At 57.7% G+C, this 21,610-nt stretch carries 19 protein-coding genes; 3 read left to right on the top strand and 16 right to left on the bottom strand.

What is annotated here, in order from left to right; all coding sequences use genetic code 11:
* Positions 1 to 40 precede the first annotated feature (40 nt).
* The gene (locus PMI30_RS04160; RefSeq protein ID WP_008013870.1) at positions 41 to 916 is read left to right on the top strand and encodes a pirin family protein; all 876 of its coding nucleotides are present in this window, start codon (positions 41 to 43) and stop codon (positions 914 to 916) included.
* A gap of 147 nt (positions 917 to 1,063) precedes the next feature.
* Here the strand turns inward: PMI30_RS04160 and PMI30_RS04165 are convergent, their stop codons facing one another.
* From PMI30_RS04165 to PMI30_RS04180, 4 genes are all read right to left on the bottom strand, one after another.
* Positions 1,064 to 1,792: a dienelactone hydrolase family protein gene (locus tag PMI30_RS04165; protein WP_008013868.1), complete on the bottom strand. Its 729-nt coding sequence runs from the start codon at positions 1,790 to 1,792 to the stop codon at positions 1,064 to 1,066.
* 67 nt (positions 1,793 to 1,859) lie between these two features.
* Positions 1,860 to 3,764, bottom strand: a complete 1,905-nt coding sequence (gene htpG / locus PMI30_RS04170) for a molecular chaperone HtpG (protein WP_008013865.1) — start codon at positions 3,762 to 3,764, stop codon at positions 1,860 to 1,862.
* An 81-nt stretch (positions 3,765 to 3,845) separates the two neighbouring features.
* Positions 3,846 to 4,298, bottom strand: coding sequence for a PaaI family thioesterase (locus PMI30_RS04175; protein ID WP_007898966.1), 453 nt, complete (start codon positions 4,296 to 4,298; stop codon positions 3,846 to 3,848).
* Positions 4,295 to 4,771 carry a PaaI family thioesterase gene (locus PMI30_RS04180; RefSeq protein WP_008013863.1) on the bottom strand — a complete coding sequence of 159 codons (477 nt, stop codon included), beginning with the start codon at positions 4,769 to 4,771 and terminating at the stop codon, positions 4,295 to 4,297. The genes PMI30_RS04175 and PMI30_RS04180 overlap by 4 nt, the downstream gene beginning before the upstream one ends.
* A gap of 157 nt (positions 4,772 to 4,928) precedes the next feature.
* Here PMI30_RS04180 and PMI30_RS04185 point away from each other — a divergent pair, with 157 nt between their 5' ends.
* Entirely contained in the window at positions 4,929 to 5,174 is a 246-nt protein-coding gene (locus tag PMI30_RS04185; RefSeq protein ID WP_007898971.1) for a hypothetical protein, read from the top strand.
* Positions 5,175 to 5,251: 77 nt separating this feature from the next.
* On the opposite strand, the gene PMI30_RS04190 is transcribed toward PMI30_RS04185, so the two are convergent.
* The 12 genes from PMI30_RS04190 to sdhC form a co-directional block, all read right to left on the bottom strand.
* Positions 5,252 to 5,653, bottom strand: a complete 402-nt coding sequence (locus PMI30_RS04190; RefSeq protein ID WP_008013861.1) for an MAPEG family protein — start codon at positions 5,651 to 5,653, stop codon at positions 5,252 to 5,254.
* Complete coding sequence (locus tag PMI30_RS04195; RefSeq protein WP_008013859.1) at positions 5,653 to 6,390, bottom strand: DUF599 domain-containing protein; 738 nt, start codon at positions 6,388 to 6,390, stop codon at positions 5,653 to 5,655. The genes PMI30_RS04190 and PMI30_RS04195 overlap by 1 nt, the downstream gene beginning before the upstream one ends.
* Before the next feature lie 275 nt (positions 6,391 to 6,665).
* Positions 6,666 to 7,979, bottom strand: a complete 1,314-nt coding sequence (brnQ, locus tag PMI30_RS04200; RefSeq protein ID WP_008013857.1) for a branched-chain amino acid transport system II carrier protein — start codon at positions 7,977 to 7,979, stop codon at positions 6,666 to 6,668.
* 422 nt (positions 7,980 to 8,401) lie between these two features.
* Positions 8,402 to 9,283: a succinate--CoA ligase subunit alpha gene (gene sucD, locus PMI30_RS04205; RefSeq protein WP_007898976.1), complete on the bottom strand. Its 882-nt coding sequence runs from the start codon at positions 9,281 to 9,283 to the stop codon at positions 8,402 to 8,404.
* The gene (gene sucC, locus PMI30_RS04210) at positions 9,283 to 10,449 is read right to left on the bottom strand and encodes an ADP-forming succinate--CoA ligase subunit beta (protein WP_007898980.1); all 1,167 of its coding nucleotides are present in this window, start codon (positions 10,447 to 10,449) and stop codon (positions 9,283 to 9,285) included. Before sucC ends, sucD begins: the two co-directional genes overlap by 1 nt.
* 179 nt (positions 10,450 to 10,628) lie before the next feature.
* Positions 10,629 to 12,065 carry a dihydrolipoyl dehydrogenase gene (gene lpdA / locus PMI30_RS04215; RefSeq protein WP_008013855.1) on the bottom strand — a complete coding sequence of 479 codons (1,437 nt, stop codon included), beginning with the start codon at positions 12,063 to 12,065 and terminating at the stop codon, positions 10,629 to 10,631.
* A gap of 110 nt (positions 12,066 to 12,175) precedes the next feature.
* Entirely contained in the window at positions 12,176 to 13,390 is a 1,215-nt protein-coding gene (gene odhB / locus PMI30_RS04220; protein ID WP_008013853.1) for a 2-oxoglutarate dehydrogenase complex dihydrolipoyllysine-residue succinyltransferase, read from the bottom strand.
* A 42-nt stretch (positions 13,391 to 13,432) separates the two neighbouring features.
* Positions 13,433 to 16,264: a 2-oxoglutarate dehydrogenase E1 component gene (locus PMI30_RS04225; protein ID WP_008013851.1), complete on the bottom strand. Its 2,832-nt coding sequence runs from the start codon at positions 16,262 to 16,264 to the stop codon at positions 13,433 to 13,435.
* Between the two features lie 262 nt (positions 16,265 to 16,526).
* Positions 16,527 to 17,231, bottom strand: coding sequence for a succinate dehydrogenase iron-sulfur subunit (locus PMI30_RS04230; protein WP_007898989.1), 705 nt, complete (start codon positions 17,229 to 17,231; stop codon positions 16,527 to 16,529).
* A gap of 11 nt (positions 17,232 to 17,242) precedes the next feature.
* Positions 17,243 to 19,015 (bottom strand): succinate dehydrogenase flavoprotein subunit, encoded by a 1,773-nt coding sequence (gene sdhA / locus PMI30_RS04235; protein WP_008013848.1) that lies wholly within the window; start codon positions 19,013 to 19,015, stop codon positions 17,243 to 17,245.
* 3 nt (positions 19,016 to 19,018) lie between these two features.
* Positions 19,019 to 19,387, bottom strand: coding sequence for a succinate dehydrogenase, hydrophobic membrane anchor protein (gene sdhD, locus PMI30_RS04240; RefSeq protein ID WP_007898993.1), 369 nt, complete (start codon positions 19,385 to 19,387; stop codon positions 19,019 to 19,021).
* Positions 19,381 to 19,755, bottom strand: coding sequence for a succinate dehydrogenase, cytochrome b556 subunit (gene sdhC, locus PMI30_RS0129985; protein ID WP_015096190.1), 375 nt, complete (start codon positions 19,753 to 19,755; stop codon positions 19,381 to 19,383). Before sdhC ends, sdhD begins: the two co-directional genes overlap by 7 nt.
* Positions 19,756 to 20,118: 363 nt before the next feature.
* On the opposite strand from sdhC, the gene gltA reads away from it, so the two are divergent.
* On the top strand, positions 20,119 to 21,408 hold the full coding sequence (gltA, locus tag PMI30_RS04245; RefSeq protein ID WP_007898998.1) for a citrate synthase: 1,290 nt from the start codon (positions 20,119 to 20,121) through the stop codon (positions 21,406 to 21,408).
* The last annotated feature ends 202 nt before the right edge of the window (positions 21,409 to 21,610 follow it).

Genomic DNA, 21,610 nt, shown 5'->3' with positions numbered 1-21,610 from the left:
GTTATGCTCCCTGCGTCACCCGCTCAGCCTGGAATGCACCATGAACACTCCGCTCGTGATCCGCCCTCGCGCCGAAGATGTCGAAGGGCAGCCGATTCTTCGCCCGTTGCCGTCAGCCAAATGCCGCAACGTCGGGCCTTTCGTGTTTTTCGACCACATGCTCGAAACCCGTTATCCGGCGGGCAAAGGCATGAACATCCGCCAGCATCCACACATCGGCCTGTCCACCCTCACCTACCTGTTCGAAGGGCAAATCCAGCACAAGGACAGCCTCGGTTCCGATCAGGTGGTGAATGCCGGCGATGTCAGCTGGATGACGGCGGGTAGCGCAATCGCCCACGTCGAACGCACACCCGAACCATTGAAAGACAGCGAATTTACGATGCACGGCTTACAGATCTGGCTGGCTTCGCCCAAGGATCGTGAACACGGCCCAGGACACTACAGCCACCATCCGGCTGCCACGTTGCCCGTCAGAGATAACCTTGGCGTGAAGATACGGATGATCGCCGGGTCAGGCTTTTGCCTCGAATCGCCGGTCCCGGTGCTTTCTCCTACGCTGTATGCCGAATTGAACCTGCAAACGGCGACCACATTGCTGATTCCCACCGAGCATGAAGAACGGGCACTGTATGTGCTGAGCGGTGAAGCGCAACTGGATGGCGAGCTGCTGGAGCCGCACTCGCTGGTGGTGTTGCCGGCCGGGGAAGAGATGACACTGTTCGCCGAGAGCGACTGTCATGCCGTGCTGTTTGGTGGCGCGCCGCTTGATGGGCCGCGACGGATCAACTGGAACTTTGTAGCCAGTGATCCGGCGATGATCGATGAAGCACGTCGGCGCTGGGCGGCCGGGGATTGGCCGACAGTGCCGGGGGAAAGCGAGCGGATCGAACTGCCTTCGGATCTTCGGCGTTAGTATCACCGCCATCGCGAGCAGGCTCGCTCCCACAATGGATCGCACTCGTGCACAAATTCGGTGTGCGCTGCAGATCTAATGTGGGAGCGAGCCTGCTCGCGATGTGGCCCACACTAACACCGAGAGTGCCGGGGCAAAAAACAGCGATCAGCCCTTAAACACTTCATCCAGCAGATTGTGCATCGACATGAACGCCCGAGCAGCCGTTTTTGCGTCATACATCATCTTGCCCGGCACATTGGCACGGGGATCGGTGAACGAATGCACCGCGCCGCCGTAGCTCAGCAATTGCCAATCCACCCCGGCGGCATTCATTTCAGCTTCGAACGCCGGCAGTTGCGCTTTCGGCACCAACGGATCGGCAGCGCCATGCAGTACCAGCACCGAGCCCTTGATGTTTTTCGCATCGTTCACGTTCGGCGTATCCAATGTGCCGTGGAACGACACCGCCGCTTTCACCGGTGCCCCGGTACGCGCCAGTTCCAGCGCACAGCAACCGCCAAAGCAGAAACCGAAGGTCGCCAGCTTCGAAGTATCGACAGCCGCCTCGCCCTGCCCTTGCAGCTGTTCGAAGGCCGCCTGCATGCGTTTACGCAGCAAGGCGCGATCATTCTTCAACGGCATCATTGCCGCGCCCGCCTCATCGCCGTTCTGCGGACGAACCGCTTGACCGTAGAGGTCCGCGATCAACACCACGTAGCCCTTGGAGGCCACCGACCTGGCGATCTCTTCGGCGCCGACGCTGACGCCCATCCAGTTCGGCGCCATCAACAGACCCGGGCGCGGGCCTTTATGATCGGCATCGAAGGCCAGACGGCTTTCATACGACTGGCCATCGATCTGATAGACGACGGAACGAACAGTGATTTGGCTCATGACTTACTCCCAGTAAAAAAGCACCAGAATGAAAAAACCCGCCGAAGCGGGTTTTTATACAACGCGGTTAAACCGACAGTTCAACCAACAGCTTGTTCAGACGGCGCACATAAGCGGCCGGGTCTTTCAAGCTGTCGCCGGCCGCCAGGGCCGCCTGATCGAACAGAATGTGCGACAGGTCGCCAAAGCGTTCATCGCTCTGCTCGTTGTCGAGTTTTTCGATCAGCGGGTGAGCCGGGTTGAATTCGAAGATCGGCTTCGAATCCGGAACCTTCTGACCGCTAGCTTCCAGGATCTGACGCATTTGCAGGCCCAGGTCCTGCTCGCCGATGGCCAGAATCGCCGGGGAATCGGTCAGACGATGGGAGACCCGCACTTCAGCAACGGAGTCGCCCAGTGCAGTCTTCAGACGCTCAACCAGGCCTTCTTTGGACTTGGCGACTTCTTCCGCAGCTTTCTTGTCCTCTTCCGAGTCCAGGTTGCCGAGGTCCAGGTCACCGCGTGCCACGTCGACAAAGCTCTTGCCGTCGAAGTCGTTGAGGTAGCTCATCAGCCACTCATCGATGCGGTCGGTCAGCAGCAGCACTTCGATGCCCTTCTTGCGGAAGACTTCCAGGTGCGGGCTGTTTTTGACTTGCGCGTAGGTCTCGCCGGTCAGGTAGTAGATCTTGTCCTGACCTTCCTTGGCGCGAGCCAGGTAGTCGGCCAGACCCACAACTTGCTCGCCGTCGTCGCCCTGAGTGGACGCGAAACGCAGCAGGCCAGCAATTTTTTCCTTATTGGCGAAGTCTTCTGCCGGGCCTTCTTTCATGACCTGGCCGAAGTTCTTCCAGAAGCCTTTGTATTGCTCAGGCTCGTTCTTCGCCAGTTTTTCCAGCATGTCCAGAACGCGCTTGGTCAGCGCCGACTTCATGGAATCGATGATCGGGTCTTTCTGCAGGATTTCCCGCGACACGTTCAGCGACAGGTCGTTGGAGTCGACCACGCCTTTGATGAAGCGCAGGTACAGCGGCAGGAACGACTCGGCCTGATCCATGACGAACACACGCTGCACGTACAGCTTCAGGCCTTTCGGCGCTTCACGCTGGTACAGGTCGAATGGCGCACGGGTCGGTACATAAAGCAGCAAGGTGTACTCGAGCTTGCCTTCGACCTTGTTGTGGCTCCAGCTCAGCGGGTTTTCGAAATCGTGAGCGACGTGTTTGTAGAACTCCTGGTATTCCTCGTCTTTCACTTCAGTGCGAGGACGAGTCCACAGGGCGCTGGCGCGGTTGACGGTTTCCCACTCGGCGGCCGGCTGCTCTTCGCCTTCGGCAGCGGCCACTTCTTTCGGCAGCTCGATCGGCAAAGCGATATGGTCGGAGTACTTCTTGATGATGTTGCGCAGACGCCAGCCATCGGCGAATTCGTCTTCAGCGGACTTCAGGTGCAGGACGATGCGGGTACCACGGTCGGCTTTCTCGACGGTGGCGATTTCGAATTCGCCTTCGCCCTTGGACGACCAGTGCACGCCTTCGCTGGCAGCGAGGCCGGCACGGCGGCTGAATACGTCGACTTTATCGGCGACGATGAAGGCCGAGTAGAAACCGACACCGAATTGACCAATCAGGTGCGAGTCTTTTTTCTGATCGCCAGACAGGTGTTTCATGAAATCGGCAGTGCCGGACTTGGCGATGGTACCCAGATGGGTGACCGCGTCTTCACGGCTCATGCCGATGCCGTTGTCTTCGAGGGTGACGGTTTTAGCGTCTTTGTCGAAGCTCACACGGATTTTCAGTTCAGCGCCACCTTCCAGCAATTCAGGCTTGGCCAGCGCTTCAAAGCGTAATTTGTCGACAGCGTCAGAGGCGTTCGAGATCAATTCGCGAAGGAAAATTTCCTTGTTGGAATACAGCGAATGGATCATGAGGTGCAGCAGTTGCTTCACCTCGGTCTGGAAGCCCAGGGTTTCCTTTTGAGTTTCCACACTCATGGTCATCAAACTCCAATCAGATGGCATAAGCCGCGACCTTGAGGGTCGGCGGCGGGTTGTCATCTGAGTTGGGGGCTGAGATCAGGATTTCAAGGGCTCTTCAATTTTGAAATGAGCGCGGGCCGTGGCAATGGGCTCGGCTTCAGTGCTTTGCCAGGCGGTAATCGCCACGTTTGCCACCCGACGCCCCTGACGGCACACCTGGCATCTGGCCCAGGTATCGCGAAACTGCCCCGCGCGCAGGTAGTCGAGGGAAAAGTCGATAATCTTCGGCACGCCGGGCGAGCCGGTGAAGATCAGCAGGTGCAGTGCCGCCGACAGCTCCATGAACCCGGCAATCACCCCGCCATGAATCGCCGGCAATAAAGGATTACCAATATTGTCCTTGTTGGCCGGCAGACGAAACAGCAGCTCATCCCCGACACGCGAACATTCGACGCCGATCAGCCTGGCGTAGGGAATCAGGTGCAGCAGAGACGCGTAGTCCCCCTGCGCATGGGCCTGTTGAAGTTGCTCCTTGAACGAGTCGGTCATTTCGCACCTCCAGCTATGGCACCGGCAAAACCTTTGGTGCCTTTGATGCCCTTGCCCATACGCATGAAGGTGCCCACCACATGGGCGATGGGCTGTTCGGGGTCGTCCTGATAGGCAAAACCGCGCGCAAAGATCACGTCGGTGGTCACTCGGTAGCATTGGGCGAAGCCGTAAACGTCCTTGTGCGGTTCGGCGGCGTGCATGTAGTCGATGCGCAAGTCGAGCGTCGGGCAGACTTCAAACTCGGGCAGCACGCAAAGGGTCGCCATGCCGCAGGCGGTGTCCATCAGCGAGGTCAACGCTCCGCCATGAATCACCCCGGTTTGCGGATTGCCGACGATCTGCGGGCTGTACGGCAGAATCACCGTCAGCCCTTCGCTGCTGGCGCTGTGAACTCGCATGCCGAGTACCTGACAATGGCGCAATGCCGACAGAAATCGCGTCGCACGCTCAAAAACGGGGTTTTCGGCCATTTGATAAAACTCTTCTTAGAGTCCGGGCAAAGTAGCAGGCTAGTGGGTAAAAGTTCCGCAGCAAAACAAACTTATATATCTGAACGAATTGAGGAACTTAAAGCTGTCGGCTGTGCTCGAAAGGCCAGTAGATACTTTCCATCAGGAGAAACACCCCATGCGTAAGACTTTAGCTATTGCCTTGATGTTGACCGCTTCCCTCGGTCTCGCTGCCTGCGATAAAAAATCCGAGGACAAAGCTCAAGATGCCACCAAACATGCCGAGCAAGCTCAGGAAAAAATGAGCGAAGCTCAGGATAAAGTGAACGAGGCAGCAAAAGAAAACGCCGAAGCTGCCAAAGCTCAGGCCGAATCGAACGCAGCAGCGGTAAAAGAAGCCGCTCCAGAAGCGCCTAAAAACTAACAGCGTTTTTAGTGATAAAAGAAAACCCGCCAAGTGCGGGTTTTCTTTTGTCTGCGGCTTTTGTTTGCAATGCAGTATTAGATCAAAATCGTCCTAAAAGTCGGACTAATCATCAACAACAATGAACACACTAAGCCGACGAACCACACCAGGCTGCGCTGCCAGGCCAAGTCCGCCCAATAGCACAACAGATATAGGATGCGCGTGATCACAAAGATGATCGCCAGCGTATCGATCAGCCATCCCGCCGTCTGCGTGGTGTGCGCCATCAACACCCCTACCGCAAACAACAAGAACGCCTCGAAACTGTTCTGATGGGCCGCCAATGCACGGGCACCGAAGCCTGCAAGTTGCGCCTGCTGTTGGCGCGGCAGGTGATTGTTATAACCACCCTGCTCGTTCATGGCTTTGGCCACCGGGATCTTTGCCACGAAAATCAACAATGCGCTGATAAACACACACCAGAACGGAATACTCATCAAGCAGCCTCCTTGATTGCTTCAGGCAATGGCGCCTCCGTAGGGGTATAGACCATCACATCAAGAACGTCGGAGTGAAACTCGCGGCGATACAACACCAGCACGACGCCGGCACTCATCAACATGAACAACCAGGGGCTGACGAACCACGCCAGCATGGTCATGCCAAAGTAATAGGAACGCAGCCCGAAGTTGAACTGGTTGGCCGCCATGGAGATGACACGGGCGGCTCGAGAAGCGAAGGCTTTACGCTCTTGCTCGGACACATGGCGCTCGCCGATCATCGGCGCCGAGCCCACGAGAATCGCCGCAAAGTTGTACTGACGCATGCACCAGCTAAAGGTAAAGAACGCATAGACAAACACCAGCGCCAGGCACAACAACTTGATCTCCGACATCCCCTGGGAAGCCTGTTGCACCATCGGGATATCCGCCAGCAACGACACAGCTCTGTCGGACGCACCCAATACCGTGAGAATACCGGCCAGGATAATCAGCGTACTGGAGGCGAAGAACGAGGCATTGCGCTCCAGGTTACCGATCACGCTGGCATCGGCAATGCGGTTGTCGCGCAACAGCATGCGGCGCATCCAGTCTTCGCGATACAGGTGCAACACACTGGCCAGGCACGCGGTGTCGCGGCCCTTCCATGTCGCGTAACGGGTATAGCCACCCCAGCAGACGACAAACCAGAGCGCGGCGAGGATGTGGATGATGTTGGTGTGGATGAACGACATGCAGGTCCTTGTGATGTAGATGCGGAGTACATAATTCCTGTGGGAGCGAGCCTGCTCGCGATGACGGATTTACATTCAACACATATGTTGACTGATCTACCGCTATCGCGAGCAGGCTCGCTCCCACATTAGGTCTTGGCACTGCTTCGACGTTAGCTCAAGGAAAAAGACACTGCATCACACGCATAAAAAATGCCCCGTATCGATTGATACGGGGCATTTCCATTTTTGCCAGAAGCAGCTCGAGGCCCGCTTGTGGCAGGCCGTGAAGCAGCTTAAGCCAGCGCTTCTTCGCGCTTGCCCAACAAGCGATCGCAGACCACCGCAACCACCAGGGTCATGACCGACGGCACCAGCCACGCCAGCCCCTGCTCGCTCAGCGGCAGGTGAGCCAGCTGAGTCGGCATCCAGTCTGCCAGACCGGCACCCTTGAGGGCGTCGATCAGGCCGAAGATGAATGACACCAGCATCACCGGACCGACGATGCGACCCTGCTCATGCCAGAAGTCCTTGCAGAAGCTCAGCGCTACCAGGGCGATGCACGGCGGGTAGATGGCGGTCAGCACCGGGATCGAGAACGCAATCAGCTTGGTGAGGCCCAGATTGGACACCAACAGGGAGAACGCAGCCAGGATGATCACCAGCGTCTTGTAGGACAGTGGCAGTACACGGCTGAAGTATTCGGCACAGGCACACGTCAGACCGACCGCTGTCACCAGGCAGGCCAAGGAGATCAGCACCGCGAGGAAACCGCTGCCCAACGAACCAAACGTGTGCTGAACGTACGCGTGCAACACCGCCGCGCCGTTGGTAGCACCAGCGGCCACTTCATGGCTGCCCGAACCGAGACGGAACAGGCTGACGTAAACCAGCGCCAGACCCACGCCGGCAATCAGCCCGGCGATGATCGCGTAACGGGTGATCAGCGCTGGTGATTCCACGCCACGAGAGCGGATGGCGTTGACAATGACAATGCCAAATACCAGCGCACCCAGGGTATCCATGGTCAGGTAACCATTGATGAAGCCCTGGGAGAACGGTGCCGCCACATATTCAGGCGTGGCCATGCCGATATCACCGGCCGGCAACGCGAACGCCGCGATGCCGAGAGCGGCCAGGGCGATAATCTTCAGCGGTGCAAGGAAACGCCCTACGGTATCCAGCAGACGACCCGGATAGAGCGAGATGAAGAACACCAGCAGGAAGTACACCGAGCTATAAAGAAACAACGCCAGCGGGCTCTCGCCAGTCAGCGGCGCCAGGCCCACTTCGAACGACACGGTCGCGGTGCGCGGCGTCGCGAACAACGGGCCGACCGCGAGGTAGCACGCGGCTGCCAGCAAGCCACCGGCGACTTTACCGATCGGACTGCTCAAGGCATCCATTGCGCCACCAACCTTGGCCAGGGCGACAACGGTGATCACCGGCAGACCGACCGCAGTGATCAGAAAACCCAGCGCCGCCATCCAGACATTAGGCCCGGACTGCAAACCGACGATAGGCGGGAAGATGATGTTGCCAGCCCCGACGAACAGGGCAAACGTCATAAAACCCAGTGCCAGGATGTCCTGGCCTTTCAACACTTTCATTAAGGAAATACCACACTACTGAATCGGAATTTAGAGAGGGATTTCCCTTATGGGTGAGGGAAATGCTGTCGGCCCGTATAGGACTAACCCGTTTAGCGCGTCGCTGCCTTGTGGGCCGCGGACGCAAAAATGGCTGCTAGCCTAACGAATTTGCACGACAAACGCACTGTTACGGGGCGAACTATCCGATACGCGACATTTATATGTCGCGTTTTTACATGTAAATGGTGGGTGCCTGTAAGAAAGCCTTCGCGGGCAAGCCTCGCTCCTACAGGTAATAGGTCGTTCGAGTGAACGCCGTAAACCTGTAGGAGCGAGGCTTGCCCGCGAAGGCGTCCGCCCGCCAAACACCACCTCCCGGAAACGACAAAGGCCACCCGAAGGTGGCCTTTGTTTGGTGAAGCGTCAGTTAAGCGCGAGGCTTACTTGATCGCCCAACCGGTCAGCTCGGACAAAGCCTTGCCGATGTCTGCCAGCGAACGCACGGTTTTAACGCCTGCGTCTTCCAGGGCAGCAAACTTCTCGTCTGCAGTGCCTTTGCCGCCAGAGATGATTGCGCCAGCATGGCCCATGCGCTTGCCTGCAGGGGCAGTCACACCAGCGATGTAGGAAACAACCGGCTTGGTCACGTTTGCCTTGATGTAGGCAGCCGCTTCTTCTTCAGCCGAACCGCCGATCTCACCGATCATCACGATCGCTTCGGTCTTCGGGTCTTCCTGGAACAGCTTCAGGATGTCGATGAAGTTCGAACCCGGGATCGGGTCACCACCGATGCCGACGCAAGTCGACTGACCGAAACCGGCGTCAGTAGTCTGCTTCACAGCTTCGTAGGTCAGGGTGCCGGAACGGGAAACGATACCGACCTTGCCTGGCAAGTGAATGTGACCTGGCATGATGCCGATCTTGCATTCGCCTGGAGTGATCACGCCTGGGCAGTTAGGACCGATCAGGACTACGCCCAGTTCGTCGCACTTAACTTTAGCGTCCAGCATGTCCAGGGTAGGAATGCCTTCAGTGATGCAAACGATCAGCTTGATGCCGCCGAAGGCTGCTTCCAGGATGGAGTCCTTGCAGAAAGGAGCTGGAACGTAGATCACGCTGGCGGTGGCGCCAGTGGCAGCTACAGCGTCTTTCACGGTGTTGAACACTGGCAGACCCAGGTGCTCGGTGCCGCCTTTGCCAGGAGTTACGCCACCCACCATCTTGGTGCCGTATTCGATGGCTTGCTGAGTGTGGAAACTACCTTGCGAACCGGTAATACCCTGGCAGATAACTTTGGTGTCTTTATTGATCAGGACGCTCATTATTTGCCCTCCGCAGCTTTAACGACTTGTTGAGCAGCGTCGGTCAGGCTGGTAGCAGCGATGATGTTCAAACCGCTTTCTGCCAGTACTTTAGCGCCCAGCTCAGCGTTGTTGCCTTCAAGGCGAACAACAACCGGGATTTTCACGCCGACTTCTTTCACAGCGCCGATGATGCCTTCGGCAATCATGTCGCAACGAACGATGCCGCCGAAGATGTTGACCAATACTGCAGCGACGTTAGTGTCGGACAGGATGATCTTGAACGCTTCGGTAACGCGTTCTTTGGTAGCACCGCCGCCCACGTCGAGGAAGTTGGCTGGTTTGCCGCCATGCAGGTTGACGATGTCCATGGTACCCATGGCCAGGCCAGCACCGTTGACCATGCAACCGATGTTGCCTTCCAGTGCTACGTAGTTCAGTTCGAACTTGGCAGCGTGCGCTTCGCGCGGATCGTCTTGCGACGGATCGTGGAAAGTCTTCAGCTTAGGCTGACGGTACATGGCGTTGGCGTCGATGTTGATCTTGGCGTCGAGGCAATGCAGATCGCCGTCAGCCTTGATCACCAGCGGGTTCACTTCCAGCAGAGCCAGGTCGTGATCCTTGAACAGCTTGGCCAGACCTACGAAGATCTTGGCGAACTGAGCAACTTGCTTGCCTTCCAGACCCAGCTGGAATGCCAGCTCGCGACCCTGGAATGGCTGAGCGCCAACCAGTGGATCGATAGTGGCCTTGAGGATTTTCTCAGGGGTGTCGTGAGCGATTTTCTCGATGTCCACACCACCTTCGGTGGAAGCCATGAACACGATGCGACGGCTCGAACGGTCAACGACAGCGCCCAGGTACAGCTCTTTAGCGATATCAGTGCACGATTCAACCAGGATCTTGGTGACTGGCTGACCATTGGCATCAGTCTGGTAAGTCACCAGACGCTTGCCCAACCACTGTTGAGCGAATGCCTTGGCGTCTTCTTTGCTGCGAACCAGCTTTACGCCGCCCGCTTTACCGCGACCACCAGCGTGGACCTGGGCTTTGACAACCCACTCGGTGCCGCCGATTTTGTCGCAAGCTTCTGCTGCTGCTTCCGGGGTGTCTACTGCGTAGCCGGTGGAAACTGGCAGGCCGTACTCAGCGAACAGCTGCTTACCCTGATACTCGTGAAGATTCATGCTTATTACCGTCTTCGTTAGGTACTGCGCATTCGGTGCTGCACTTGTTCAAGTGCCGCACCACCTGTGACTGCTGCTTGCGTAGCTGAGCTACGCAAGACTGCGTCCAGCGGACATTCCGCGGTGAGTCTTGCATGCAAGGCTCACGACGGGCCGTACCGCCGTGGTTTCTTATTGTCTTAACGCTTCTTGCGGTTGGCGATGTGGATGGCGCCGCCATTCACAGCCAAAGCTGCTTCGTGCAAGGCTTCAGACAGGGTCGGATGGGAGAAAACCATCATGCCCAGGTCTTCAGCGCTGGTGCCGAATTCCATACCGATCGCGCCCTGCTGAACCAGTTCTGCAGCGCTCGGGCCAATCACGTGGACGCCCAATACGCGGTCAGTCTTGGCATCGGCAATGACTTTCACGAAACCGCCGGTGTCGTTGGCTGCCATGGCACGGCCACTGGCTGCGAACGGGAAGGTGCCAACGTTAACTTCAACGCCTTCAGCCTTCAAGGTCTGCTCGGTTTTGCCGACCCATGCGATTTCCGGGTGAGTATAAATAACTGACGGGATCAAGTCATAGTTCATCTGGGCTTTGTGGCCCTTGATGCGCTCGACGACCATGATGCCCTCTTCCGAGGCCTTGTGTGCCAGCATCATGCCGCGAACCACGTCACCGATAGCGTAAACGCCCGGTACGGTGGTGGCGCAGTGATCGTCAACGTGCACGAAACCGCGCTCGTCCAGGGTCACGCCGCAATCGGCAGCCAGCAGATCAGTGGTCACCGGACGGCGACCAACGGCTACGATCAGCTTGTCGAAAGTGATGTTCTGTTCGCCGTTGGCATCGGTGTAGTTCACAACGACTTCGTTGCCGTTCACTTTGGAACCGGTAACGCGAGCGCCCAGCTTGATGTCCAGACCTTGTTTGGTCAGGGTTTTCAGCGCTTCCTTGGAAACGGCAGCGTCAGCGGCCATCAGGAAGGTGTCCAGCGCTTCGAGAACGGTAACTTCTGCGCCCAGGCGGGACCAGACCGAACCCAGTTCCAGACCGATCACGCCAGCGCCAATCACGCCCAGACGTTTTGGAACCGACTGGAATTCCAGCGCGCCAGTCGAATCGACGATCACATTCTGGTCGACCGGAGCCGGTGGAATGTCGATCGGACGCGAACCTGGAGCCAGAATCACGTTCTCGGCTTCAATGATTTCTACCGAGCCGTCAGGCTTGGTGACTTCGACTTTCTTGCCGGCCAGCAGTTTGCCGTGGCCCTGGATCGAGGTCACACCGTTGGCCTTGAACAGGGTGGCAACACCCGAGGTCAGGCCTTTGACGATGTTGGCTTTACGGCCGACCATTGCTGGCACGTCCATGGTCACGCCAGCGTGGTTGATACCGTGGATCGCGAAGCCGTCTTGGGCTTCGTGGAACTTCCAGGAGCTGTCCAGCAGCGCCTTGGATGGAATGCAGCCGACGTTCAGGCAAGTACCGCCGAGGGCCAGTTTGCCTTCCTTGTCGGTGTATTTCTCGATGCAGGCAGTGGAGAGGCCCAGTTGCGCTGCTTTAATGGCAGCCACGTAGCCGCCAGGGCCCGCGCCAATCACTACCACGTCGAATTTCTGAGTCATGTGTCATTCCTTCTCGAATCAAACCGGACGGCCCTTTTTGGGGACCGTCGTGGGACGAAGCTGGTCATTACAGAAGGGCCGCCCATCGCTGAGCGGCCCATGCAACGAAATCAGATATCCAGCAGCAAACGAGCCGGGTCTTCCAGCAGGTTCTTGATGGTAACCAGGAAGGTCACAGCTTCTTTGCCGTCGATCAAACGGTGATCGTAGGACAGAGCCAGGTACATCATCGGACGGATAACAACTTGACCGTTGATCGCCATAGGACGCTGCAGAATGTTGTGCATGCCCAGGATGGCCGCTTGTGGCGGGTTGACGATCGGGGTCGACATCATCGAACCGAAAGTACCACCGTTGGTGATGGTGAACGTACCACCGGTCATTTCGTCCATCGACAGCTTGCCGTCACGAGCCTTCTTGCCGAAGGTGGCGATGCCGCCTTCGATTTCAGCCAGGCTCATCAGTTCGGCGTTACGCAGAACCGGTACAACCAGGCCGCGGTCGCTGGAAACAGCAACACCGACGTCAGCGTAGCCGTGGTAAACGATGTCGGCACCGTCGATCGACGCGTTGACAGCCGGGAAGCGTTTCAGCGCTTCGGTGGCCGCTTTCACGAAGAACGACATGAAGCCCAGGCGCACGCCGTTATGGCTCTTCTCGAACAGATCCTTGTACTTCGAACGCAGGGCCATGACTTCGGTCATGTCGACTTCGTTGAAAGTAGTCAGCATTGCCATGTTCGATTGAGCTTCAACCAGACGCTTGGCAACGGTGGCCCGCACGCGGGTCATCGGTACGCGCTTCTCGATGCGATCGCCGGCAGCGAACACTGGAGCAGCAGCGGCAGGAGCAGCAGCCTTGGCAGGCGCGGCAGCCGGAGCGGCTTTCTTGGCAGCTACAGCAGCAACCACGTCTTCCTTGGTCACACGACCGCCTTTGCCAGTGCCGGCAACGGAAGCGATGTTGATGCCGTTTTCTTCAGCCAGCTTGCGAGCAGCCGGTGCAGCAACAGGATCATCTTCGCCCGCTTCGGCAGGAGCAGCGGCAGCGGCAGCAGGTGCAGCGGCGGCTGGAGCGGCAGCAGCACTGCCCTCACCGATGGAGCCCAGAACTTCGTCGGACAGAACGGTGTCGCCTTCGTTCTTGACGATAGCGCCCAGCACGCCATCAGCGGTGGCCAACACTTCCAGTACGACTTTGTCAGTTTCGATGTCGACGATCAGTTCGTCGCGCTTGACGGCGTCGCCCGGTTTTTTGTGCCAGGTGGCAACGGTGCCATCGGCAACCGATTCCGGGAAAGTGGGGGCTTTGATTTCGATAGCCATTATCTGTGGGTCCTTAAATTCGGTTTCAGGTGCGCGAAGGCGTTAAACAGTAAAGGCGTCTTGCAGCAGTTGTTCCTGCTGCTCAGCGTGCATCGATGCATAACCACAAGCAGGTGCAGCAGAAGCATCACGGCCCGCGTACTCGAGTACGAGAGACTTGTCGTGATTGCCAACGATGCGGCGCATGTGGTGTTGGCTGCAGTACCAGGCACCCTGGTTCATCGGCTCTTCCTGACACCAAACGATATGTTTGAGGTTGGTGTACGGAGCCAGGACTTCGTTCAAGTCGTCCTCAGGGAATGGGTACAGCTGCTCGATACGCACGATGGCGATGTCATCACGACCTTCGGCACGGCGTTTTTCCAGCAGGTCGTAGTAGACCTTGCCGCTACACAGAACAACGCGCTCGACCTTTTTCGGGTCCAGGGCATCGATTTCCGGGATAACGGTCTGGAACGAACCTTCGGCCAGATCTTCCAGGGTCGAGATGGCCAGTTTGTGACGCAGCAGCGACTTCGGAGTCAGAACGATCAACGGTTTGCGCAGCGGACGAATCACCTGACGACGCAGCAAGTGGTAGATCTGAGCCGGCGTAGTCGGCACGGCTACCTGAATATTGTGCTCGGCGCACAGCTGCAGGTAACGCTCCAGACGAGCCGAAGAGTGCTCCGGACCCTGACCTTCATAACCGTGCGGCAGCAGCATGGTCAGACCGCAGAGACGGCCCCACTTGTGCTCGCCACTGGTGATGAACTGGTCGATAACCACTTGGGCACCGTTGGCGAAGTCGCCGAACTGGGCTTCCCAGATCACCAGCGCCTCAGGCGTGGTGGTCGAGTAACCGTATTCGAACGCCAGCACGGCTTCTTCGGACAGGAACGAATCGTACAGGTCGAAACGTGGCTGGCCCTTATACAGGTTTTGCAGCGGGATGTAGGTACCCGCGTCTTTCTGGTTGTGCAAGACAGCGTGACGGTGCGAGAACGTACCGCGACCGATGTCCTGACCCGTCATGCGAATCGGGTGACCTTCGAACGCCAGGGTCGCGTACGCCATGGTTTCGGCGTAACCCCAGTTGATCGGCAGGCCGCCGGCTTGCATTTTCTGACGGTCTTCGTAGATTTTCGAGACCTGGCGCTGAACCACGAAGCCTTCCGGAATTTCCAGCAGCTTGGCGGACAGTTCCTGCAAGGTTTTCAGATCGAAGCGAGTGTCGTGACGCGCGGTCCAGGCGTGGCCCAGATACGGACGCCAGTCCACGAACAACTCTTTGTTCGGCTCTTTGACCAGGCTTTTTACAACATGCAGACCGTTGTCCAGCGCATTGCGGTATTCGTCGACTTTCGCCTGAACACGCTCTGCGTCCAGCACACCGCTCTGGGTCAGACGATCGGCATACAGCTCACGGGTGGTGCGCTGTTTGGTGATCTGCTGATACATCAGAGGCTGGGTACCGCTAGGCTCGTCGGCCTCGTTGTGGCCGCGACGACGGTAGCAGACCAGGTCGATCACCACGTCACGCTTGAACTGCATGCGGTAATCGATGGCCAGCTGGGTCACGAACAACACGGCTTCCGGATCATCACCATTCACATGGAGGATCGGCGCCTGGATCATCTTCGCAACGTCGGTCGCGTACTCGGTGGAGCGCGAGTCCAGCGGGTTGCTGATGGTGAAACCGACCTGGTTGTTGATCACGATGTGCACGGTACCGCCGGTCTTGAAACCGCGGGTCTGCGACATCTGGAAGGTTTCCATGACCACACCTTGACCGGCGAATGCCGCGTCACCGTGGATGGAGATCGGCAGAACCTTCTCGCCGGTAGGGTCGTTACGACGATCCTGACGGGCGCGAACCGAACCCTCGACCACCGGGGAAACGATTTCCAGGTGGGAAGGGTTGAACGCCATGGCCAGGTGAACTTCACCGCCGGTGGTCATCACGTTGGACGAGAAGCCCTGGTGATACTTGACGTCACCGGAACCCAACTCGACCTTCTTCTTGCCTTCGAACTCGTCGAACAGCTCGCGCGGGTTCTTGCCGAAGGTGTTGACCAGTACGTTCAGACGACCACGGTGGGCCATGCCGATCACGATTTCCTTGGTGCCGTAGGAGCCGGAACGCTGGATCAGCTCGTCGAGCATCGGAATCAGGCTCTCGCCGCCTTCCAGGCCGAAACGCTTGGTACCCGGGTATTTGGTCCCGAGGTATTTTTCCAGGCCTTCGCCGGCGGTGACGCGCTCAAGCAGGTGGCTCTTGATGTCGACGGAGTACGTCGGACGGCCGCGCACGCTTTCCAGACGCTGCTGGAACCACTGGCGCTGCTCGGAATCGGTGATATGCGTAAATTCAGCGCCGATGGTGCGGCAATATGTCTGCTGCAACGCTTCGTGAATTTCGCGTAGGCTCGCCTCCTCTTTGCCGATGAACAGGTCGCCGGCACGGAAGGTCGTATCAAGATCGGCATTGGTCAAGCCGTAATGATTGATTGACAGGTCTGCAGGTGCAGGACGCTGCCACAGCCCCAGCGGGTCAAGCTGGGCTGCCTGGTGGCCACGCATACGGTAGGCCTGGATCAATCGCAGCACTTCAACTTGCTTCTTCTCGTGCTCACTGCTCACGCTACCGGCGGAAACCGGTTGGGCGCGGCGCTGGTTCTTTGCCAGCAAGACGAAATGATCGCGAATTGTGGAGTGCGAAACATCGGTGGCAGTGTTGCCATCAGCAGGCAACTTCTGGAAGTAGGTGCGCCACTCTTCTGGCACAGCGTTAGGGTCGTGCAGGTAGAGCTCGTAGAGCTCTTCCACATAGGCAGCGTTACTACCGGATAGGTAGGCGCTGTTCCACATGCGCTGCATCACGCTTTCTTGCATGCTTGGTCACCCTCGGTTAGGGGAACACCACCGGCGTCGACACCGAGAAAACTTGCAGAAGTCCGAATGCAGCGACTAAAACAAGCCACTTAGGATCACGCTGATAGTCCGGGTACCAGCCCGGATGCCCCTGCTTGTCTCATTTCTTCAAAATAAGAGCTGCAGCCTTATAAGCTGCTGCCCAGGTTAAAACTACGGCGCCGGTTGAAGCCTGCGCCGTAGCATCTACGGGTACAGCGGTCCTACGGGTACAGCAGCTGAATCACACGCCGCTTTGCAGCAGCATGTTACGAATGTGACCGATGGCCTTAGTCGGGTTCAGGCCTTTCGGACAAACGTTGACGCAGTTCATGATGCCCCGGCAGCGGAATACGCTGAACGGGTCATCCAGCGAAGCCAGACGCTCGGATGTCTTGTTGTCGCGGCTGTCTGCCAGGAAGCGATAGGCTTGCAGCAGAGCAGCCGGACCCAGGAACTTGTCCGGGTTCCACCAGAAGGACGGGCACGAAGTCGAGCAGCAAGCGCACAGGATGCACTCGTACAGACCGTCAAGCTTTTCACGCTCTTCAGGGGACTGCAGACGCTCGATGGCCGGAGCCGGCGTGTCGTTCTGCAGGTATGGCTTAACCTTTTCGTATTGCTTGTAGAAGATGCTCATATCGACGACCAGGTCACGGATAACCGGCAAACCTGGCAGCGGACGAACGATCAACTTGTTACGTTTTACGACGGCAGACAGCGGCGTGATGCACGCCAGACCGTTCTTGCCGTTGATGTTCATGCCGTCGGAACCGCAAACACCCTCACGGCAAGAGCGACGATAGGAGAAACCTTCGTCCTGCTCTTTGATCAGGGCCAGCACGTCCAGCACCATCAGGTCTTTACCACCGGTATCAACCTGGAATTCCTGCATGAACGGCGCAGCGTCCTGATCAGGGTTGTAACGATAAACACTGACTTGCAACATGGCGGCCACCCTTAATAAGTCCGAATCTTAGGTTCAAAAGTCGGAACAGTCTTCGGCGAGAAGTTCACAGCACGCTTGGCAACGCGCTTGTCACCCGGGAAGTACAGGGTGTGGCACAGCCAGTTTTCGTCGTCACGGTCTTCGAAGTCTTCACGAGCGTGAGCACCGCGGGACTCTTTACGCACTTCTGCAGCGATGGCAGTAGCTTCGGCCACTTCCAGCAGGTTCTGCAGTTCCAGCGCTTCGATACGCGCAGTGTTGAACGCCTGGCTCTTGTCGTTGATCTTGACGTTGGCGATACGGCCACGCAGATCAGCCAGCTGAGCAATACCCTTCTGCATGTATTCGCCGGTACGGAATACACCGAAGTAGTTCTGCATGCAGTTTTGCAGTTCGCGACGCAGGGTTGCCACGTCTTCACCTTCGGTACGCTCGTTCAGAGCGGACAGACGTGCCAGGGCCGCGTTGATGTCGGCGTCGGTGGCGTCATCGTATTCGATACCGTCGGTCAGCGCTTTTTCCAGGTGCAGGCCGGCAGCGCGGCCGAATACCACCAGATCGAGCAGCGAGTTGCCGCCCAGACGGTTGGCGCCGTGAACCGATACGCACGCCACTTCACCCACTGCGAACAGGCCAGGGATGATTTCGTCGACGCCTTCGTCGTTCTGGGTGATTGCCTGACCGTGGATGTTGGTCGGAACACCGCCCATCATATAGTGGCAGGTAGGAACAACCGGAACCGGAGCAACAACAGGGTCAACGTGTGCGAAAGTCTTGGACAGTTCGCAGATGCCTGGCAGACGGCTGTGCAGCACTTCCTCGCCCAGGTGGTCGAGTTTGAGCATTACGTGGTCGCCATTCGGACCGCAACCGTTGCCGGCGATGATTTCTTTAACCATCGAACGGGCAACAACGTCACGACCGGCAAGGTCTTTGGCGTTCGGAGCATAACGCTCCATGAAACGCTCGCCGTGCTTGTTGATCAGGTAACCACCCTCACCACGGCAACCTTCGGTGACCAGTACACCGGCGCCGGCGATGCCGGTCGGGTGGAACTGCCACATTTCGATGTCTTGTACCGGTACGCCGGCACGCAGCGCCATGCCAACGCCGTCACCGGTGTTGATCAGGGCGTTGGTGGTCGAAGCGTAGATACGACCTGCACCGCCGGTGGCCAATACGGTGGCCTTGGCACGGATGTAGGTGGTTTCACCGGTTTCGATGCAGATGGCAATCACGCCGACGAATGCGCCTTCCTGGTTTTTCACCAGATCAACAGCGTAGTACTCGTTCAGGAACGTGGTGCCAGCTTTCAGGTTGCCCTGATAAAGGGTGTGCAGCAGCGCGTGACCGGTACGGTCGGAAGCGGCGCAGGTACGGGCGGCCTGGCCACCTTTACCGTAGTCCTTGGACTGTCCACCGAACGGACGCTGATAGATACGACCTTGTTCGGTACGCGAGAACGGCATACCCATGTGGTCCAGCTCGTATACGGCGGCAGGACCTTCCTGACACATGTATTCGATAGCGTCCTGGTCACCGATATAGTCGGAACCCTTGACGGTATCGTACATGTGCCAGCGCCAGTCATCGTTCGGATCGGCAGACGCAATGGCGCAAGTGATGCCGCCCTGGGCCGACACGGTGTGCGAACGGGTCGGGAAAACCTTGGTGATCACGGCAGTCTTGTGACCGCCCTGTGCCAGTTGCAGCGCAGCGCGCATGCCGGCACCGCCACCACCAATGATGATGGCGTCGAAAGAAATCGTTGGAATGTTAGCCATGAATCAGATACCCCAGAGAATCTGCACACCCCAGACGAAGTAAGCGAACATCGCAACGCCGCATACTGCCTGGAAAAGGAAACGTACTGCAGTCGCGGACTTGCCCAGCGCCATCGGCGTCAGGTAGTCAGTCGCGATGGTCCACATGCCGACCCAGGCGTGAGCGCCCAGGGCCACAAGGGCCAGCAGACTGAAGATACGCATCCCGTTGTGGGCGAACAGGGCATGCCATTGGTCATAGCCAATGCCTGGATTCGCCGCGAGGTATCCGATCAGGAAGATGAAATAAGCCGCGAGAACAACCGCAGACACACGTTGCGCCATCCAGTCATAGAGGCCCGAACGCGAAAGGTTCGTAACGCTGGTTACCATATCCAAACTCCTGCCAGAACGATCAACACCACGGAAACGGCGATGATAATTTTCGAGCCCAGGCGGCCGCCTTCAAGCGTCTCGCCGATGCCCATGTCCATGATCAAGTGGCGCACACCGGCTACCAGGTGATACAGAAGAGCGGACAGGAGGCCCCATGCTACGAACTTGGCCAGCGGACTGGTCAAGCATGCCTTCACCTCGGCAAAACCTTCCTCGGAACCCAGAGACTTGCCCAATGCATACAGCATGAAGCCAAGGCCCAGGAAGAGGATGATGCCGGAAACACGGTGAAGAAACGACGTAACGCCGGTGATGGGGAGTTTGATGGTCCTTAGGTCTAGGTTTACAGGTCGTTGGCTTTTCACGGCTTTTTTTTCACACTGAAGAGCCCCTAACAATCAGGGCAAAGTTGTTGGGGAGTGCACTGGTCAGGTAACCACCACCCAGGGATGCGACCCCCAATAAAGCAGGCCCAAAAGCCCCTGGCGGTCGGTGGCCGAGTATAGACAGTTAGGCTACTAATGACAACGCGTTCACCTTCCCCTAATAGCTGATTGCACAAGTCAGATAAAAGGCGTAAATGGCAGTCAATTTCGAGGAAAAAGTCCGGTTAAAGCCTTCTGGAGCAAGACTTTAGGCAAATTGACATTCGAATTTATCTCACTATAGTGGTGCGGGCCCTGCGTGGGGGGTCTGTCTGATGATTTCAAGCATAAATAGGAGGCCACATGGCTGACAAAAAAGCGCAGTTGATCATCGAGGGCGCAGCCCCCGTCGAGCTGCCCATTTTAACCGGCACCGTTGGTCCCGATGTTATCGACGTTCGGGGCCTGACGGCCACGGGCCGTTTCACCTTTGACCCTGGTTTCATGTCGACTGCCTCCTGCGAGTCGAAGATCACCTATATCGACGGCGACAACGGCATTCTGCTGCACCGCGGCTACCCGATCGAACAGCTGGCTGAAAAGTCGGACTACCTGGAAACCTGCTACCTGCTGCTCAACGGCGAATTGCCGACCGCAGAGCAGAAGGCCCAGTTCGTAGGCACCGTGAAGAACCACACCATGGTTCACGAGCAGTTGAAGACCTTCTTCAACGGCTTCCGTCGCGACGCCCACCCGATGGCCGTCATGTGCGGCGTAGTGGGTGCCCTCTCGGCCTTCTACCACGACTCCCTCGACATCAATAACCCGCAGCATCGCGAAATCTCCGCGATCCGCCTGGTTGCCAAGATGCCGACCCTGGCCGCAATGGTTTACAAGTACTCCATGGGCCAACCCATGATGTACCCGCGCAACGACCTGTCGTACGCGGAAAACTTCCTGCACATGATGTTCAACACCCCGTGCGAGATCAAACCGATCAGCCCGGTACTCGCCAAGGCCATGGACCGGATCTTCATCCTCCATGCCGACCACGAGCAAAACGCATCGACTTCTACCGTACGTCTGGCCGGTTCGTCGGGTGCCAACCCGTTCGCCTGTATCGCCGCCGGTATCGCTGCACTGTGGGGCCCTGCCCACGGCGGTGCGAACGAAGCCGTTCTGACCATGCTTGACGAGATTGGCGATGTTTCGAACATCGACAAGTACATCGCCAAGGCCAAGGACAAGAACGATCCGTTCAAATTGATGGGCTTCGGTCACCGGGTTTACAAAAACCGCGACCCACGCGCCACCGTCATGAAGCAAACCTGCGACGAAGTGCTGAAAGAGCTGGGCATCACCAACGATCCGCAACTCGAACTGGCCATGCGCCTGGAAGAGATCGCCCTGACCGATCCGTACTTCATCGAGCGCTCGCTGTACCCGAACGTCGACTTCTACTCGGGGATCATCCTCAAGGCGATCGGCATTCCGACCAGCATGTTCACCGTGATCTTCGCCCTGGCGCGGACCGTCGGCTGGATCTCCCACTGGAAAGAAATGCTCTCCAGCCCGTACAAGATCGGCCGCCCGCGCCAGTTGTACACCGGCTACGAGTCGCGTGATATCACCAAGCTGGAAGACCGCGAATAAGACCTGTCTTGCGATAACGTCTTGAGCTGTACCGGAAACGGCCTCTATTTAGATAGGGGCCGTTTTTGTTTGTGGGCCTTGGGGCCTTCCCGGCTCTATGGTTGTGTACATATCCGTTTCTGCGGTCACGGCCGCTGGCGGTTTCGCTTTTACAGCGAGTCACTTTCGAAAAGCGCGAAAGTAACCAAAGCGCTTCTGCCCC

The organism is Pseudomonas sp. GM50, assembly GCF_000282375.1.
In the GTDB taxonomy this organism is placed as follows: domain Bacteria; phylum Pseudomonadota; class Gammaproteobacteria; order Pseudomonadales; family Pseudomonadaceae; genus Aquipseudomonas.
The sequence above is the reverse complement of the archived record's forward strand: the minus strand, read 5'-3'. Positions and strand labels throughout refer to the sequence as shown.

Coding starts and splice junctions, on each gene's coding strand:
- PMI30_RS04160 (WP_008013870.1), top strand. CDS start 41: ATGAACACTCCGCTCGTGATCCGCCCTCGCGCCGAAGATGTCGAAGGG.
- PMI30_RS04165 (WP_008013868.1), bottom strand. CDS start 1,792: ATGAGCCAAATCACTGTTCGTTCCGTCGTCTATCAGATCGATGGCCAG.
- htpG (WP_008013865.1), bottom strand. CDS start 3,764: ATGAGTGTGGAAACTCAAAAGGAAACCCTGGGCTTCCAGACCGAGGTG.
- PMI30_RS04175 (WP_007898966.1), bottom strand. CDS start 4,298: ATGACCGACTCGTTCAAGGAGCAACTTCAACAGGCCCATGCGCAGGGG.
- PMI30_RS04180 (WP_008013863.1), bottom strand. CDS start 4,771: ATGGCCGAAAACCCCGTTTTTGAGCGTGCGACGCGATTTCTGTCGGCA.
- PMI30_RS04185 (WP_007898971.1), top strand. CDS start 4,929: ATGCGTAAGACTTTAGCTATTGCCTTGATGTTGACCGCTTCCCTCGGT.
- PMI30_RS04190 (WP_008013861.1), bottom strand. CDS start 5,653: ATGAGTATTCCGTTCTGGTGTGTGTTTATCAGCGCATTGTTGATTTTC.
- PMI30_RS04195 (WP_008013859.1), bottom strand. CDS start 6,390: ATGTCGTTCATCCACACCAACATCATCCACATCCTCGCCGCGCTCTGG.
- brnQ (WP_008013857.1), bottom strand. CDS start 7,979: ATGAAAGTGTTGAAAGGCCAGGACATCCTGGCACTGGGTTTTATGACG.
- sucD (WP_007898976.1), bottom strand. CDS start 9,283: ATGAGCGTCCTGATCAATAAAGACACCAAAGTTATCTGCCAGGGTATT.
- sucC (WP_007898980.1), bottom strand. CDS start 10,449: ATGAATCTTCACGAGTATCAGGGTAAGCAGCTGTTCGCTGAGTACGGC.
- lpdA (WP_008013855.1), bottom strand. CDS start 12,065: ATGACTCAGAAATTCGACGTGGTAGTGATTGGCGCGGGCCCTGGCGGC.
- odhB (WP_008013853.1), bottom strand. CDS start 13,390: ATGGCTATCGAAATCAAAGCCCCCACTTTCCCGGAATCGGTTGCCGAT.
- PMI30_RS04225 (WP_008013851.1), bottom strand. CDS start 16,264: ATGCAAGAAAGCGTGATGCAGCGCATGTGGAACAGCGCCTACCTATCC.
- PMI30_RS04230 (WP_007898989.1), bottom strand. CDS start 17,231: ATGTTGCAAGTCAGTGTTTATCGTTACAACCCTGATCAGGACGCTGCG.
- sdhA (WP_008013848.1), bottom strand. CDS start 19,015: ATGGCTAACATTCCAACGATTTCTTTCGACGCCATCATCATTGGTGGT.
- sdhD (WP_007898993.1), bottom strand. CDS start 19,387: ATGGTAACCAGCGTTACGAACCTTTCGCGTTCGGGCCTCTATGACTGG.
- gltA (WP_007898998.1), top strand. CDS start 20,119: ATGGCTGACAAAAAAGCGCAGTTGATCATCGAGGGCGCAGCCCCCGTC.